The organism is Longimicrobium sp., assembly GCF_036399935.1.
Classification (GTDB): Bacteria; Gemmatimonadota; Gemmatimonadetes; order Longimicrobiales; family Longimicrobiaceae; genus Longimicrobium.
Window position 1 is genome coordinate 63,703 of record NZ_DASWMD010000002.1, and the last position, 15,119, is coordinate 78,821.

Sequence of the window (15,119 nt, forward strand, 5' to 3'; positions counted from 1 at the left end):
ACGGGCAGGGTCGATCGACAGCGCGCAAACCTACACAAATCCGCCGCTTGCGCCAAGCCATCGCGCCCACCACGGCCGCCGGGCCGCCGATCTCCATTCACCGGGGTCGTCCACCCAGCGGAGGCACGGAATCGGCAGCACTTCGATTCCGTTGTGCGCCATCTCCAGCAGTTGAGGCGGCACCCAGCAGTACACCTGGAATTCGGAACGCCCCACCCGCGCGCAGTGAAACCACGTGTCCCACCCGGGAAGGTCGTCGGCATCGAAAAACCCGTTCGATTCCGGTTGGGCGATCACGCACCAATCGCTTGTGAAGTCGGTGCTGAGAACCCGTCCCCCCGCGAGGTCGGAGGACTCGGGCGCCACGTGGATCCCACCCTGCGCGAGCGCCTCGCGTCGACGTTGGCAGATGAACTCCACCGCCTGCTGCACTCCCGCGAAGCCAGCGTTGTACACCCGGCTCAGGACCCCTTCGCCAGCAAGGAGCGGCGGAAGGAACTCCGGAGTCCGCGTGCTTCGGTCCGGATCGGCCGGATCCGCGTGGACGGAACACCAGGCAATCGCCTCCGCCAGCCGTTGAGTTACGCCGTCGTTCATCTTCTGCCTCCGCCCAAGTGGGCACGTGGCGAGTAGATCTCTCCGCCAAGACCCAGACGCGCGACTGCGCGGTCGATGACCACCGCCAGCGCGATCCCGACGGCGTAGCACACGAGGTCGCTCCACAGGAACCCGAACCCGAGCACCAGCCCGCCAAGCCGCGTGTCACGCACCGCGTCGATCCAAGGCGCGTGGTACAACTGCCCCACCTCGATGGCGAGCGCGAACGCCGCCGCGCCGACCGCGAGCCGCCGGATCGATGCACGCGGCCAGATCGCCGCGGCCAGCAGGTACATCATCGTCGCCCACAGCACGTCGCCCGCGTACAACCCGACCGCGGCTGGGAGCGCCCGTCGAAAGCGGCGGCTGGCGAGCCCAATGACAATCGTCGCGGCGGCCAGCGCCAGGAACACCGCCCGGCTGCGAACCCGGTGCTGCATCTCGCGCGCGATCGGGGTTGACAACGCTGCCCGTTTCACCAACTATAAGGGTGGATGTACGTCCGCGGATGATTCGAGCCGCTGCGCGAACTCCACCCAACTAACGCGCAGCCCAGCGAGAATGCGGCCGACCACCTTCATCGTGGGGTTCCGCTGTCCACGCTCCACGTCACCGAGGTAGTTCGCCGTGACCTGGGCGCGCTTGGCGGCTTCATCGATGGTGTACCCGCGCTCTTGGCGAAGGCGCCGGAGCACGGGACCGAACGGCGGATCAGGGTTGAAGGCAGTCATGCTGCATGCTAGGGGCTCGGCGCGCCCGAGTCCACCAACTATCAGGGTGGATCAACCACAAGAGAGGATCACGATGCCGATTCAGAATCAAGCCGCCGCGTCACCAGCCCGGCTGCTGGAAATGCTGGCGGATCGATTCGGTGCGTTCGAAGCGATCGCGTACTCCACGATCAAGCTCGCCCGCTTTGCACCCGCGGACGAACTCTCGATGGACCCCATTGTCGCCGAGGCCATTCTGGAGTTCGGCACCGATCTTCGCGAATCCGCTGCCCTCGCTGCGGACGGAAGTGGAACGCAAGGACTACTGTGACGATCCATTCAGGTCCAGGAGGATCAACTAACTAGATAATCACGAACGTTGCTGCTGGACGTTGCGCGCAACCGACTGGACAGCTGCGACGATTCGGGTTGCCTCCTGGAGGCTGGCATCACTCGCGTGCTTCCCGGAGATAACACTCTCAACTTCTCGCAGAAACTTCGCTTCGAGAAGTTGAAGGCAGGAGTACCAGCGTCCAAACTGCCCGCGCATCACCTCAGACATCTCCTCGCTGTTGAGGACTGATGAGAGGAGTTGTTGCATCCCGTGATCTCGGCGCCACGGGACAATGACTCCGCGCTTGAATCCTTCACCAATGAGGAATAGGAGTCGGCCGTGAATCGCTCTGTATATGAAGAATAAAGCCCACGGCAACTCGCCGCAGAAAGGACGGTGCTCCTCCACGTTCGCCGAGGCCGACATGAGTTGCGTGATCTCTCCTTCGATATTCGACATCAGGTCGTTATCCAACAGATCGGGCCGAGTATGTAACCTAGCAAATTCATCATCGCTCATGACGTCCGCCCAAACAGTCACCGGAGGTGCATTCCGCCGCAGATTGAGCATGGCTTTCCACAGACTCTCCACTGCCACCAGCCGACGCTCATTTGCCGCGCTATGACTCGAGGAGAAGCCCGTGATGGCTGCACTCACGACAGCTTAGGAATGGCCGGTGAGTGCCCGGAACTGCTCAATCTGGAGCTCGCGGTCGCGCGTCCAGCGTTCCCCGAGCAGTTGAGCAACCCGGTCACTAATCCACTTGCCGGCCGCGATGGCGACTAGGGTCCACCCCCCGAGGGCCGCCACCAGGAGCATGATTTGATTTAGCATAGAACCTCCCTGGGTTGATCCGCTGCGCTCACACGCGCTTCGTGACGATCCGCATGCCGTTCGCCGCGATGCCGTTCTTTGGCGGCTCGGGTTGGGGGGGCGCCGGTTTGGGAGTGGGCTTCGCGTCCGGCTTGCGGGCCTCCGGCTTCCCTGCCCCGGCGGGACGCTGGCCGGTTACCGGCTTCGCGGCGCCGGGCGACTTCATCGACAGGGCGATGCGGTTGCGGGGCACGTCAACCGACATCACTCGCACGTTCACGCGGTCGCCCACGCGGACGATGTCGGCGGGGTCCTTCACGAAGCGGTCGGACAGCTCGGAGACGTGCACGAGGCCGTCCTGGTGCACGCCCACATCCACGAAGGCGCCGAACGCCACGACGTTGGTTACCGTGCCCTGCAGCGTCATCCCCTCCTTGAGGTCCGCCACCGTCTGAACGTCGTCGCGGAAGGCGGGAGCCTCGAACTGCTCGCGCGGGTCGCGGCCCGGCTTCTTGAGCTCGGCGACGATGTCCTCCAGCGTCGGCAGGCCCACGCCGTCGCCCACGTACTGGGACAGGTCCACGCGCGAAACCGCGGCCTCGTTCCCCACCAGCGTCGTCATGTCCACCGACAGGTCGCGCGCCATCCGCTCCACCAGCTTGTAGCGCTCGGGGTGCACGGCGGACGCGTCCAGCGGGTGCGCGCCGCCGCGGACGCGTAGGAACCCTGCGGCCTGCTCGAAGGTCTTCGGCCCCAGCCCCGCCACCTTCTTCAGCAGCTCGGCGCGAGAGCGGAACGGGCCCTCCTGGTCGCGCTGCGCGACGATCCGCTGCGCCACGGTGGGGCCGATTCCCGCCACGTACGACAGCAGCGCGGGCGAGGCCGTGTTCAACTCCACGCCCACGCGGTTAACGGCCGATTCCACCGTCTCGTCCAGCCGCCGCTTCAGGCGCGTCTGCGAAACGTCGTGCTGGTACTGGCCCACGCCGATGGACTTGGGATCGATCTTCACCAGCTCCGCCAGCGGGTCCTGCAGCCGCCGCGCGATGGACACCGCCGACCGCAGCGTCAGGTCCAGCTCCGGCAGCTCCTCACGCGCCAGGTCCGACGCCGAGTAGATGGACGCGCCCGCCTCGTTCACCATCACCACGGACGGGCGTGGATCCACCGACACCTCGCGGACGGCGTCCTTGCACAGCTTGTCGCTCTCGCGGCTCGCCGTGCCGTTCCCCACGGCGACCAGTTCCACAGCGTGCTTGTCGATCAGCCGCGCCAGTTCCCGCCGCGCGCGGTCTTCCTGGTGCAGGTACACCACGCCGGTCTCCAGCAGCGCCCCCGTGCGGCTGACGACGGCCAGCTTGCACCCGGTGCGATAGCCGGGATCCACGCCCAGCACGGTGCGTCCGCCCGCTGGCGGCTGAAGGAGCAGCGCCTCCAGGTTCTTGCCGAAGATGGCGATGGCCTCCTCGTCCGCCCGCGTCTTCAGCTCCATGCGGATCTCCACCTCCACCGACGTGGAGATCAGCCGCCGATACGCATCCTCCACCGCCAGCCCCATCTGCTCCGGCGCGCGGTGCCCATCCAGCCACTTCCGCCGCAGCGTGCCCACGATCGCCTCGTCGGGCGCCACGATGCGCGCCATCAAAAACCCCTCCGTCTCACCACGGCGGATGGCCAGGATGCGGTGGCTGGGCAGGTCCTTCACCGGCCCGCTGAAGTCGTAGTAGTCCTGGAACTTGCTGACCTCCTTCTCCATCCCTCGCGCCGCCTTGCTCTCCAGAACGCCCTTGGCGCGCACTTGGTCGCGCACGTGCTGGCGGGTGGGGGCGTCCTCGGCGATCCGCTCCGCCACCACGTCACGCGCGCCGGCCAGGGCGTCATCCGCCGCAGCGACGCCCTTTTCCGCGTCCACGAAGGACCCTGCGCGAGCCGCCAGCTCGCGGTCGCTCGTCTGCCCCGCCCACAGCAGCTCCGCCAGCGGCCCCAGCCCGCGCTCTAGTGCGATGGTGGCGCGCGTCCGCCGCTTGGGCTTGTACGGCAGATAGAGGTCTTCCAGCACCGACTTCGTTTCCGCGCGGTCGATGGCGGCTTTCAGCTGGGGCGTGAGCTTGCCCTGCTCGTCGATGGACTTGAGGATCGCGGCGCGGCGCTCGTCCATCTCGGCCAGGTACTCGTGGCGGTCGCGGATGTCGCGAAGCTGCACCTCGTCCAGCTCGCCCGTGGCTTCCTTGCGGTAGCGGGCGACGAAGGGGATGGTATTGCCGGCGAGCAGAAGCTCCAGCGCGGCGGAAACCTGCGGCGCGCGGAGCCCCAGCTCGGCGGCGATCTTTTCGGCGTACGGCACGAGAGTGCGACAGTGCAAAGTGCGAGAGTACGAACGTGTAGAGAAAGGTAAGGTCCGGGCGGTGAGCGGTCCACGATTGACAAACCCGGCGATGCCGTTGCCGACGGGCGGCGCGAACCTCGCATGCGCATGCGGGTGGGCAGTGTGCACAAGCGCGCCACCCGGCGAGATTTACGTGATTGGGAGCAACGGATGGCGGACGATACGGGGATCTACAAATTTGGCGCGCTGGTCTGCGGCACGTTCGTGCTCGTGGCGGCGGCGACCTTTTCGTTCGAAACGGACAGGGACGGACCAAGCCGGCCGAAGCGGGTCGCGCCGGTGCAGGTGGAATCGGCGCTCACCTCGGTGAAGGCGGCGCGCACACCCCGCGGAACGCTGGTGTGCACCGTCCAGGGCAGCACTCGTCCCTTGGCGGACGAGGTGCACGAAAGCTCCGGCGTCGCCGTCAGCGGCGCGCACGCGGGAATCTTCTGGACGCACAACGATTCCGGCGATCCGCTGCTGTACGCCGTCGACGCGCAGGGGCGCACGGTGGGCACGGTGCGCGTCACCGGCGCGCAGGTGCAGGACTGGGAAGACGTTTCGCGCGCCCCCTGCCCCGGCGGCGACTGCCTGTTCGTGGCTGACATCGGCGACAACCAGGCCGCGCGGCCGTTCGTCACCGTGTACCGCGTCCGCGAGCCCGCGCCGGGCGACACCGCATCGGCCCCGGCCGAAGCCATTCGCCTGCGCTATCCCGACGGCGCACAGGATGCCGAGGCGATGTTCGTCCTGAACGGCGCCGTCCACATCGTCACCAAGGGTGAGACGGGCCCCATCGCCCTCTACCGCGCCCCCGTGGGCGCGGGCCCGGGCGCGCCATCCACGCTGGAGCGCATCCGCAACGTGACGCCCGACAAGGTGAAGCGCTCCGAGCGAATCACCGGCGCCGACGCCAGCCCCGACGGCCGCTGGGTAGCCATGCGCACCCTCGATGACGTGGTGATCTACGCGGCCGCGGAACTCACCGGATCGGCCCCGCTTACGCCCCGCCGCGTCAGCGTGAAGGGCCTCGGAGAGAAGCAAGGCGAGGGGATCGGCTTTACGCCGGACGGATCGCTGGTGCTTACGAGCGAGGGCGGCAAGAAGGAAGACCCCGCCACGTTCGCCCGCCTGGGCTGCACCCAGTCCTGACCGAACGCGTACAGAAGGCAAATCGGTGCGCATCCGAAGCATGGATGCGCACCGAGATCGTGAAGTGTATCCCCTCTCCCACGCTGTTTGTGGGAGAGGGTGGCCGAGCCTAGGCGAGGCCGGGTGAGGGCCAGCGAGGACGGGTGAGGGCCCCACGGCAGCCGAGGCCTCGGTGACGGCGACCGCTGCCGCGCCCTGCCTTGTACGTGCCGCACGCTAGATCCTTCGGCGCGCGAGGTCCGGCCTGCGGGCGGGTGCCGTGCGCCTGCGCCTCAGGATGACAAACTTCCGCGCACCAAGGACTTCAGCGGCGCACGCAGGAGGACGTGGCCGGCTCCCGTTCAGGATCTGCGCGGAAGCGCGGCCCGTCGCCCGCGCGAGCCGATGCGCGCGCCCACGGCCGCCGCGACGATCTGCACCAGCAGTCCGCCCGCGGCCACGGCGGGAGACACCTCGTTCCATGCGGCCGCGTCCAGCGCCTCGCCCACCAGGTTCGCCACCAGCCACACCACGATGGAAAACAGCCCCATCGCCACGCCGTGAAGGATGGGCGCGGCGCCCACCCGCGCGCCGGTAAAGAAGCCGCCCAGCGTAAAGCCCACCAGCAGCGCCGCCACCGTCCATGGTCCGGTGGAGCGCGAACCCTCCACGATCAGCCCCAGCGCGTTCAGCGCCACCAGGACCAGCGAGGCCACGGCCACGCTCACGAACCATCCAAAGCCCACCCACGAGGGGCGAACGTTCTCCAGGTGCTCGGTGTGCATCAGGCGGTCACAAGCTCGTCGGCGAAATCGAACTGGCAGGGCTGAAAGCTCCTGCGGTGATGCGGCGTGGGGCCCAGCCGGTCCAGCGCGTCCAGGTGCTCGGGCGTGCCGTACCCCATGTTCCGCTCCCACCCGTACTGCGGATACCGGGCCGCCAGCCGGGCCATCAGCCGGTCGCGCGTAACCTTGGCCACGATGGACGCCGCGCTGATGCAGTGCACGCACCCGTCGCCGCCCACGAACGCCGTGTGCGTCTCCGTTCCCAGCTCCGGCACCGCCAGCCCGTCCACCAGCAGGTGGTCGGCCCCGCCCAGCCGCGCGATGGCCCGCTGCATGGCCAGTGCGGTCGCCCGGCGGATGTTGATGCGGTCGATCTCGCGGCACGACGCCGCGCCCACGCCGTAGACCAGCGCCGTCCGGATGATCTTCTGATACAGGTCCAGCCTGCGGTCGGCGTTCAGCTTCTTGCTGTCGGCCACGCCCTCGATCCAGCAGTCGCGCGGCAGGATGACGGCGGCGGCCACGACGGGTCCCGCCAGCGGCCCCCGCCCCACCTCGTCGATGCCGGCGATGCGGATCATCCCGCGGTCCCAGAAGCCCCATTCGGTCGCCAGCAGCTTGCGCAGCCGCTGCGGCGTCGGCTTGCGCTTGCGGGTGGTATTGGCGGATTTCCGCTTGGCGGCAAGCATCGGGAGAGGTGTGGGAGTGCGTTAGTGCGGAACGACTTGCGGGGACGATAAAACAAATCGTCCCCGCGCACAACGCCGCCGGTCAGCCCCCGCCCGGTGCCGGGAACGACTCGCCGAACATCCACTCCGCCGGGGGCTCGCCTACGGAGACCGGTACCTGGTAGTAGTTCACCGTAGCCTGGGACGGCGAGAGCGACAGCACCGCGAAGCCGTGTGCGTACTCGACGCCGTTGGATGCCAGCTGGATGCTCGTGTCCATCGTGGGAACGTTCAGCCCGTCCACCCCACCAGGTTCGGGTCCTGTTCGTACGGGTTCTGCACCACCAGCATCGGGATGCTCCCCGAGCCGATGCAGCGGCCCAGCGGCAGCCCCCGCTCGGGGTTGAAGATCACCGTGTTGTGCTCGTGCCCCCACAGCCAGACGGCGATCTGGCCGAAGTACGGCTTCAGCTGGCTGTACAGGTGGGGGTTGATGCCGTACTTGATGGGCTTCCGCTCGCCCACCGGCCCGGCGCCGCTGTACAGCTGGTGATGCGTCAGCAGGATGGTGCCGCGGCCGCCCGCGGTCAACATGACGGTGTCCAGCCACTCCACCTGGTCGGGGGTCAACAAGGTGATGTTGGACACGACGGTGAACGGGTCGTGGTCGTTGCGCCCAGTATCCAGCGCCACCACCTGCCACTGGTCCGTCCGCAGGCAGAAAAAGCTGTTCGTCTGGCCCGAAAGCCGCGGGAGCACCGTCCCGTAGTACCCGAAGCCACCCGAGTAATACTCGTGGTTTCCCGGAATGGCGTACACGGGAAAGTCGCGGGAGAACGCGGCGGGCACCGCGGACTTTACCGCGTCCAGGAAGTGCTGCTGGCATTCGGCCGGCGTGCCCGCGTAGTAGATGTCACCCATGTGGATGAGAGCGCTCGCCGCGGCCTGCTGCCCCGGCGTATTGCCTCCGGACAGCGCGGTCACCGCCTGGGCCAGCACGTTCACCGCGAGGTTCGTCCCCATCCCCCAGTCCGCCAGGAGCGCGATGTTCAGGGTGTCGCTCGGCAGGGCCATCGGCGGGTTGGGGCGGATGGCGGGGTCGTAGGGCAGGTACGGGATCTTCTTGCCCGTGGCCTGCACCCACTCGTATTCCACCAGCGCTTCTGCCCAGAGCGGGTCGCACACCGAGCCCGTGAGTTCGTCGTGCAGCAATTGCTTCTTCAGCCCCGTCGCGAAGATGTACTCCACGGCCAGCTTGGCGCACACCTCGATGTCGGGGCCGATGTCCGAGGGAGCCTGCCCGGGCTGGGTGTAGGCCGCGCCCGCCGCGACGACGGCCTGCATGGCGGGATGCGCGGCGCTGGTGCTGCCGGCCGCCACCGCGCCGCGCCGGAGAAGCACCTGGTGCACGGCCGACTGCAGGAGTGAAAGGCTGGATTCGTGGAATGTTGGGATGGGCATCTGTGCCTCGAACATGAAGGTGAAGGGTGGCGCGAATCCCGGTGCGGGCCGCGGGGCACAAGATAGTGAAGCAGCCGCGACTATCCTAACACGACGTTCAGTGGCCCGGGATCACGCGGGTGGCGCGGGATGGCCCGGAATCTGAACCCCCATGAGCCGATTGCCCGAATCCGCCACCCCCGACCCGCACGAGCGATGGACGTCCGCGAGCACGATCTGCCCGGCGTGGGAAAGAAGTTCGCCGTCACCACGAACGACGGCGACCGCCTCACCATCATCATCCACAACTCGGGGCACCGCGAAATCTACTTCTTCGAGCGCGGCGAGGACTACCCGGCCTACGCCGTCCGCATGGAAGACTCGGAGGCGCGCAAGCTAGGCGCGATCCTGGGCGGCGCCTTCTTCCAGCCGGTGATGGCCGAGTCGATGGACGTCGTCTTCTCGCAGCTGTCCGTCGAGTGGATGAAGACAGGCTCCAGCTCGCCGCTGATCGGCAAGAGCCTGCTGGAAGCCAGGGTCCGCGAGCGCACCGGGGCCAGCGTCATCGCCATCCTGCGCAGCGGCAAGGCCATCCCCAACCCCCACCCCGAAGAACGCATCGCCGCGGACGACACGCTGATGGTGGTGGGCGACCGCGAGCAGGTGGGGCGCTTCGGCGACCTGCTGCGCGGGCCCGGCCGCGACGGGTAGGCGATGCACGGCGAGTTTCTCCTGGGCGCCGGGGCCGTTCTGGCCGCCCTGGCGCTGGCCGGCCTGCTCTTCGACCGGCTGCGCCAGTCCGTCATCCCCGCGTTCATCCTGCTGGGGATGGCCATCCGCCCGCTGGACGTCGACGCGCACCTGGTAGAGGTGCTGGCGACGCTGGGCGTGGTGCTGCTGCTGTTCTTCATGGGGCTGGAATTCTCCGTCGGCGCGCTGCTCCGCGACCGGCGGCGGATCGTCCGCAACGGCGGAATCGACCTGCTGGTGAGCTTTCCCGTGGGCTTCGCGGGCGGATTGTGGATCGGCGGGGGATGGACGGGCGCGCTGCTGATGGGCGGTGCCTTCTACGTGTCGTCCAGCGCCATCATCGCCAAGAGCACCATTGAGATGCGCCGCTCGGCCAACCCGGAAACGGAGGTGGCGCTGGGCGTCCTCGTGTTCGAGGACCTGTTCATGGCGCTGTTCCTGGCCCTGCTCTCCGGCGCCGTGCTCTCCGACGAGCCCAGTGCCCAGGCGGCGTTGTGGGGAATGGGAAAGGCCGTGGCGTTCTTCGCGGCGGTCGTCGGTCTGGCGCTCTACGGGCGGCGCCTGCTGGACCGCCTGTTCGATTTGGACAACGACGACCTGTTCCTGCTCTTCACGGGCGGCGTGGTGCTCCTCCTGTCCTGGGGCGCGCTGGCAGCGGGGCTGTCCGAGGCCATCGGGGCGTTCCTGGCGGGGCTGCTGCTGGCGGAAACCGAGCACAAGGAGCGCGCGGAGCGGCTGTTCGGTCCGCTGCAGGGGCTGTTCGCGGCGGTGTTCTTCCTGGGCTTCGGGCTGTCGCTGGACCCCGCCTCGTTCGCGGGGGTGTGGCCGTACGCGCTGGTGCTGGCGGTGGCGGGAACCGCGCTGAAGATCGCCGCGGGGATGTGGATCGGGCGGCGCGACGGCCTGCCCAAGCGCAACGCGCTCGCCCTGGGACTGACGCTGGTGCCGCGGGGCGAGTTCTCCATCCTGCTGGCGGGCATCGCGGTCACCGCGAACCGCGAGGCGGTGGGCGCCACCATCGCGCTGCTCGTCCTGGCGCTGTCGCTGGTGGGCACGGTGGGGCTGCGGTTCGCGCCGGAGATCGCCCGCTGGGTCTATCCGCGGAAACCCGGGCGCTCGCTGGAGGAGCGGGGCTTCTCGCCCGGCCTCGCCGCCTTCGACGAGCCGCCAGCGAAGTAGCCGCGCATGTGTGGGCGCGCGCCGGCTTGCAACCGGCACCCGAACAAGCCAGTCCGCGCAGGCGGACTTCGTGTGGTCGTTGCAGCGAATTCATTCGCCCCTGCCGGGGACCGCGGCCCAAGCCTTGGTGCCGCTGCCGCGCCCAGGCTGGTACGTATCTACGGCTAGAGCCTTCGCCCCGCTGCCATGCTGTACGGGCAGGTGTGGTGCGCTCGGGACTCAGGATGACAGGAGTGGGGGCACGCAAGCGGGGCGCACCCGGAAACCCGGATGCGCCCCGCGGCGCGACTACGATACCGCCGATGGTCAGCGGGCGACGCGGCGCTCGCGGATGCGGGCGGCCTTGCCGCGCAGGTTGCGCAGGTAGTACAGCTTGGCGCGGCGCACGCGGCCGAAGCGAACCACTTCCAGGCTGCCGATCATGGGGGAGTGCAGCGGGAAGGTGCGCTCCACGCCGACGCCGCCCGAGATCTTGCGGACCTTGAAGGTCTCCTGGATGCCGCCGTGCTTGCGCGCGATGCAGACGCCCTCGAACGCCTGGATGCGCTCCTTTTCACCCTCGCGCACGCGCACGTTCACGCGGAGCGTGTCGCCCGGGCGGAACTGGGGCATGTCGGAGCGAAGATATTCCTTCTGGGTCTCGATGAACGGATGCATGGGTCCTCGGTCTTTCTCTGAATAAGTGGAGAGGTTGGGCCGTCCGGAACGGGTCCGGCCATCGTACCCAACATCAACTGTGATCCGGGGCCTCCCAGAGGTCCGGACGCCGCTCGCGCGTCAGGGTTTCGCCCTGCTCGCGCCGCCAGGCGGCGATTCTGGCATGGTCGCCCGAAAGAAGGATCTCGGGCACCCTCAGCCCGCGATACTCCGCGGGCCGCGTATACGACGGCGCGCTGAGCGAGCCGTCGTAGTGGCTGTCGCTGGACGCCGACTCGTGGTCGGAGATGGCGCCTGGCAGCAGCCTCACCAACGCGTCGATCACGGCCAGGGCCGGGATCTCGCCGCCGGAAACGATGAAGTCTCCCAGCGACACCTCTTCGGTGGCCAGGTGCTCGGCCACGCGGTGGTCCACGTCCTTGTAGTGCCCGCAGAGGAGGGTGATCTCGTCCGCGAGCGAAAGCCGAACCGCGTCCTCGTGGCCGAAGCGCCTGCCCCGCGCCGACATCAGCAGGATGGGGCCGGCGGGCCTGTCCCGCCCCTCCGGCGCCAGCGACTCCACCGCCTCCCAGAACGGCTCGGGCTTCATCACCATCCCCGCGCCGCCGCCGTAGGGCAGATCGTCCACCGTCTGGTGGCGGTCGTGGGTGAAGTCCCGCAGCTGCACCAGGTTGTAGCTCACCAGCCCCGCCGCCGCCGCCCGGGCCGGAATGCTCAAGCCCAGCGGCCCCCGGAAGAAGTCGGGGAAGAGCGTGACCACGTTCACGCGCATCACAGCTCCAGCAGCCCCACGGGCAGGTCCAGCTCCAGCACGCCCTCGGCGGGGTCGATCCGGCGGATCATCTCCCGCACGAACGGAATCAACAGCTCGTCGCGCCCCTCGCGGGCCACGCTCAGCAGCGGCCCCGAAGGAGCATCGTACAGCTCCCTCACCGTGCCAACCTCGCCCTCGGCCTCGGTGATCACCTTCAGGCCCAGGACCTGGTGATAGAACACCTCGCCCTCCTCCGGCGACGCGGCGTCGCCCCGGGCGATCAGCAGCGACCGTCCGCGCAGCTCGTCCTGCGCGGGCGACCGCCCGGCGTGCTCCCGAACCTTCACCAGCATGCCGCCCTTGAAGGGGCGGGCACGCTCGATCGTCAGGCGGTCGTCGGACGCCCTGCCCCGCGCGTCGCCCACGATCAGGACGCGCCCCGCCGCGAACGCCGCGTCGGGACGGTCCGTCTCCAGGCGGACGAACAGCTCGCCCTTGATGCCGTGCGGCTTCTGAACCGACCCGACGATCAGGAACTCGGGCTCGTCGCCGGCCATGTCAGCGCCGGCGGTCAGCCCTGGTTCTCGTCCGCCGCGGGCTCGGTGGCCTCGGCGTCCGTGGCAACCGGCGTCTCGGCGGTCGAGGCGTCGGGCGTGCCCGGGTCGGTCGCGGTGGCGGTCGGCTCGGTGGCCTCGGCCTCCACGGCCACGGTGCCGGCCTCATCGCCCGACGTCGCCGGAGCAGCCGACGCCGGGTCCTGGTTGTCGTCGCCACCACCCGAAATACGGTCGCTCACCGTCGAAGCAGCGGACGAAGCTGCGTCCGACACCGCCGAGCCTGCCGAAGCCGCAACGCTTGAAACCGCCGCGCCAGCCGAAGCCGCCGCGCCGGCCACGGCCGAAGCAGCCGAAGCCACCGCGCCCGCCAAGACCGAAGCCGCGCCCGAAACGGACTTGCCGGCCTTCTTGGCCGCGCCGGTCACCGCCTCGGCAGCCTGCTCGACCACGTTGGGGGCGGGCTCGAACACGCCGGCCTTCTTGAGCAGCGACTGCACGGTGTCGGTGGGCTGTGCGCCCTTGGCGATCCAGGCGAGCGCCTTTTCGCGGTCGACCACGAGGGTCGCGGGCTCGGTCGTCGGGTTGTAGTGGCCAACCCGGGCAACGAAACGGCCGTCACGGGCCGTGCTGCTCTCGGCGACGACGATGCGGTAGTGCGGGGCCTTCTTACGGCCCATGCGACGAAGACGGATCTTGAGCGCCATGGTTCTCCCTCGTGGGGTGGGTGGCGTCCAGGCGGGCGGCGTCTGCCCAGGCCGGACGATCGAAAACCAGTGCGTGAGTGCGTGAGTGCGTGAGTGCGGAAGTAATCTGTTCCGCACTAACGCACCAACGCACTAACGCACTTCTACGCCCTCGGCATGCCGCCGAACGGCAGCTTGGGCATTCCTCCGCCCTTGGGCATCATGCCCTGCAGGCCCTTCATCTGCTTCATGAACTTCTGCATCTCCTTGAACTGCTCCAGGAGACGGTTGATCTCGCTCACCGGACGGCCGCAGCCGCGCGAGATGCGGGCGCGGCGCGAGCCGGTCAGCATCTCGGGGCGCTTGCGCTCCTGCTTGGTCATCGAGGTGATGATGGCCTCGATGTGCTTCATCCGCTGCGGATCGACCTTGACGTTCTTCAGCATCTTGCTGTTCACGCCCGGCAGCAGCTTCAGGAAGTTCTCCAGCGGGCCCAGGTTCTGGAACTGCCGCAGCGCCATCAGGAAGTCGTCCAGGTCGAAGCGCCCGGCGCCCATCACCTTGCGCTCCAGCTTGGCCGCCTCGTCGGCATCGAAGGCCTTCTGCGCCTTTTCCACCAGCGCGACCACGTCGCCCTGCTGAAGGATGCGCCCGGCCATCCGCTCCGGGTGGAACTCCTCGAGGCCATCCAGCTTTTCGCCGACACCCAGGAACTTGATGGGCTTGCCGGTGACGCCGAAGATGGAAAGGGCCGCGCCGCCGCGGGCGTCGCCGTCCATCTTGGTCAGCACCACGCCGGTCACGTCCAGCGCCTCGTCGAAGCCCTTGGCGACGTTCACCGACTCCTGGCCGATCATGCCGTCGGCCACGAACAGGATCTCGGCGGGCTTCAGCTCGGCCTTCAGGCGGCGAAGCTCGTCCATCAGCTGCTCGTCGATCTGCAGCCGGCCCGCGGTGTCGAAGATCACCACACGGTCGCGCTCGCTCCGGGCCAGCTCCAGCGCGCGGCGGGCGATCCCCACCACGTCCTGCGAGCCCGGCTCGGCGTATACGGGCACGCCCACCTGCTCGCCCAAGGTCTGCAGCTGCTCGACGGCGGCGGGGCGGTACACGTCGCACGCCACCAGGCGGGTCTGGCGCATCTCGCGCTTCATCTTGCGCGCGATCTTGCCGGCCGTCGTCGTTTTGCCGGAGCCCTGCAGCCCCACCATCATGATGACGGTGGGCGGAATGGGCGACAGGGCCAGCGAGGCCTTCTTGTCGCCCAGCATGGACGTCAGCTCCTCGTGAACGATCTTCACGAGCTGCTGGCCGGGAGAAACGGACTTCAGAACCCGCTCGCCGAGCGCCTTCACCTCCACGCGCTTCATGAAGTCGCGCGTGACCTGGAAGTTCACGTCGGCCTCCAGCAGCACGCGCCGGATCTCGCGAAGCCCCTCGCGGATCATGGGCTCGGTAAGAACCCCGCGCTGCCGCAGGCCCGACAGTACGCCTTCGAGCTTGTCGCTGAGCTGGTCGAACACGCTATCGCCGCCGTTCGGATAAGCCGAATTCCCGCCTGCGCCGGTGCCCCGGGCAGGCGGGAGATGCAGAGCCCACCAAGATACACCCGCCCGCCCTTTTTGCCAACCCTACCCCGGTTCGCAGGCTGTACGCCGAACAACCCTCCGTCCCCACCTGCCACCGCCCGCAC

Annotated in this window: 18 protein-coding genes; 4 read left to right on the forward strand and 14 right to left on the reverse strand. The window is 68.5% G+C overall.

Annotation, left to right across the window (positions count from 1 at the left end; genetic code table 11):
• Positions 1-30: 30 nt before the first annotated feature.
• From VGB24_RS00730 to VGB24_RS00740, 3 genes are read right to left on the reverse strand one after another with little or no spacing between them, the layout of a single operon-like run.
• The gene (locus VGB24_RS00730) at positions 31-597 is read right to left on the reverse strand and encodes a hypothetical protein (RefSeq protein WP_331071040.1); all 567 of its coding nucleotides are present in this window, start codon (positions 595-597) and stop codon (positions 31-33) included.
• Positions 594-1,037, reverse strand: a complete 444-nt coding sequence (locus tag VGB24_RS00735; protein WP_331071041.1) for a DUF2809 domain-containing protein — start codon at positions 1,035-1,037, stop codon at positions 594-596. The genes VGB24_RS00730 and VGB24_RS00735 overlap by 4 nt, the downstream gene beginning before the upstream one ends.
• Positions 1,038-1,079: 42 nt before the next feature.
• Positions 1,080-1,328: a helix-turn-helix transcriptional regulator gene (locus tag VGB24_RS00740; RefSeq protein ID WP_331071042.1), complete on the reverse strand. Its 249-nt coding sequence runs from the start codon at positions 1,326-1,328 to the stop codon at positions 1,080-1,082.
• 73 nt (positions 1,329-1,401) lie between these two features.
• On the opposite strand from VGB24_RS00740, the gene VGB24_RS00745 reads away from it, so the two are divergent.
• A complete protein-coding gene (locus VGB24_RS00745) occupies positions 1,402-1,638 on the forward strand; it encodes a hypothetical protein (RefSeq protein ID WP_331071043.1) in 237 nt (78 codons plus the stop codon).
• 39 nt (positions 1,639-1,677) lie between these two features.
• Here the strand turns inward: VGB24_RS00745 and VGB24_RS00750 are convergent, their stop codons facing one another.
• Complete coding sequence (locus tag VGB24_RS00750) at positions 1,678-2,298, reverse strand: hypothetical protein (RefSeq protein WP_331071044.1); 621 nt, start codon at positions 2,296-2,298, stop codon at positions 1,678-1,680.
• Between the two features lie 205 nt (positions 2,299-2,503).
• Positions 2,504-4,798, reverse strand: a complete 2,295-nt coding sequence (locus VGB24_RS00755; protein WP_331071045.1) for a Tex family protein — start codon at positions 4,796-4,798, stop codon at positions 2,504-2,506.
• Between the two features lie 192 nt (positions 4,799-4,990).
• On the opposite strand from VGB24_RS00755, the gene VGB24_RS00760 reads away from it, so the two are divergent.
• Positions 4,991-5,974 carry a hypothetical protein gene (locus VGB24_RS00760; RefSeq protein ID WP_331071046.1) on the forward strand — a complete coding sequence of 328 codons (984 nt, stop codon included), beginning with the start codon at positions 4,991-4,993 and terminating at the stop codon, positions 5,972-5,974.
• Between the two features lie 341 nt (positions 5,975-6,315).
• On the opposite strand, the gene VGB24_RS00765 is transcribed toward VGB24_RS00760, so the two are convergent.
• The 4 genes from VGB24_RS00765 to VGB24_RS00780 all read right to left on the reverse strand — a co-directional run bounded on the left by VGB24_RS00765 (position 6,316) and on the right by VGB24_RS00780 (position 8,867).
• Complete coding sequence (locus tag VGB24_RS00765; protein WP_331071047.1) at positions 6,316-6,738, reverse strand: hypothetical protein; 423 nt, start codon at positions 6,736-6,738, stop codon at positions 6,316-6,318.
• Positions 6,738-7,427 (reverse strand): ribonuclease HII, encoded by a 690-nt coding sequence (locus tag VGB24_RS00770; protein ID WP_331071048.1) that lies wholly within the window; start codon positions 7,425-7,427, stop codon positions 6,738-6,740. The genes VGB24_RS00765 and VGB24_RS00770 overlap by 1 nt, the downstream gene beginning before the upstream one ends.
• An 82-nt stretch (positions 7,428-7,509) precedes the next feature.
• Positions 7,510-7,686 (reverse strand): hypothetical protein, encoded by a 177-nt coding sequence (locus tag VGB24_RS00775; RefSeq protein WP_331071049.1) that lies wholly within the window; start codon positions 7,684-7,686, stop codon positions 7,510-7,512.
• 11 nt (positions 7,687-7,697) lie between these two features.
• On the reverse strand, positions 7,698-8,867 hold the full coding sequence (locus VGB24_RS00780) for a metallophosphoesterase family protein (protein WP_331071050.1): 1,170 nt from the start codon (positions 8,865-8,867) through the stop codon (positions 7,698-7,700).
• Positions 8,868-9,062: 195 nt separating this feature from the next.
• Here VGB24_RS00780 and VGB24_RS00785 point away from each other — a divergent pair, with 195 nt between their 5' ends.
• Positions 9,063-9,557 (forward strand): cation:proton antiporter regulatory subunit, encoded by a 495-nt coding sequence (locus VGB24_RS00785; RefSeq protein WP_331071051.1) that lies wholly within the window; start codon positions 9,063-9,065, stop codon positions 9,555-9,557.
• A gap of 3 nt (positions 9,558-9,560) precedes the next feature.
• Positions 9,561-10,775: a cation:proton antiporter gene (locus VGB24_RS00790; RefSeq protein ID WP_331071052.1), complete on the forward strand. Its 1,215-nt coding sequence runs from the start codon at positions 9,561-9,563 to the stop codon at positions 10,773-10,775.
• A 306-nt stretch (positions 10,776-11,081) separates the two neighbouring features.
• Here VGB24_RS00790 and rplS read toward each other — a convergent pair whose 3' ends face one another.
• The 5 genes from rplS to ffh form a co-directional block, all read right to left on the reverse strand.
• Positions 11,082-11,432 (reverse strand): 50S ribosomal protein L19, encoded by a 351-nt coding sequence (rplS, locus tag VGB24_RS00795; RefSeq protein ID WP_331021624.1) that lies wholly within the window; start codon positions 11,430-11,432, stop codon positions 11,082-11,084.
• 73 nt (positions 11,433-11,505) lie between these two features.
• Positions 11,506-12,204 carry a tRNA (guanosine(37)-N1)-methyltransferase TrmD gene (gene trmD / locus VGB24_RS00800; protein WP_331071053.1) on the reverse strand — a complete coding sequence of 233 codons (699 nt, stop codon included), beginning with the start codon at positions 12,202-12,204 and terminating at the stop codon, positions 11,506-11,508.
• On the reverse strand, positions 12,204-12,743 hold the full coding sequence (gene rimM / locus VGB24_RS00805; protein ID WP_331071054.1) for a ribosome maturation factor RimM: 540 nt from the start codon (positions 12,741-12,743) through the stop codon (positions 12,204-12,206). Before rimM ends, trmD begins: the two co-directional genes overlap by 1 nt.
• Before the next feature lie 14 nt (positions 12,744-12,757).
• Positions 12,758-13,447 (reverse strand): 30S ribosomal protein S16, encoded by a 690-nt coding sequence (rpsP, locus tag VGB24_RS00810; RefSeq protein WP_331071055.1) that lies wholly within the window; start codon positions 13,445-13,447, stop codon positions 12,758-12,760.
• A gap of 143 nt (positions 13,448-13,590) precedes the next feature.
• A complete protein-coding gene (gene ffh / locus VGB24_RS00815) occupies positions 13,591-14,949 on the reverse strand; it encodes a signal recognition particle protein (protein ID WP_331071056.1) in 1,359 nt (452 codons plus the stop codon).
• Positions 14,950-15,119 lie beyond the last annotated feature (170 nt).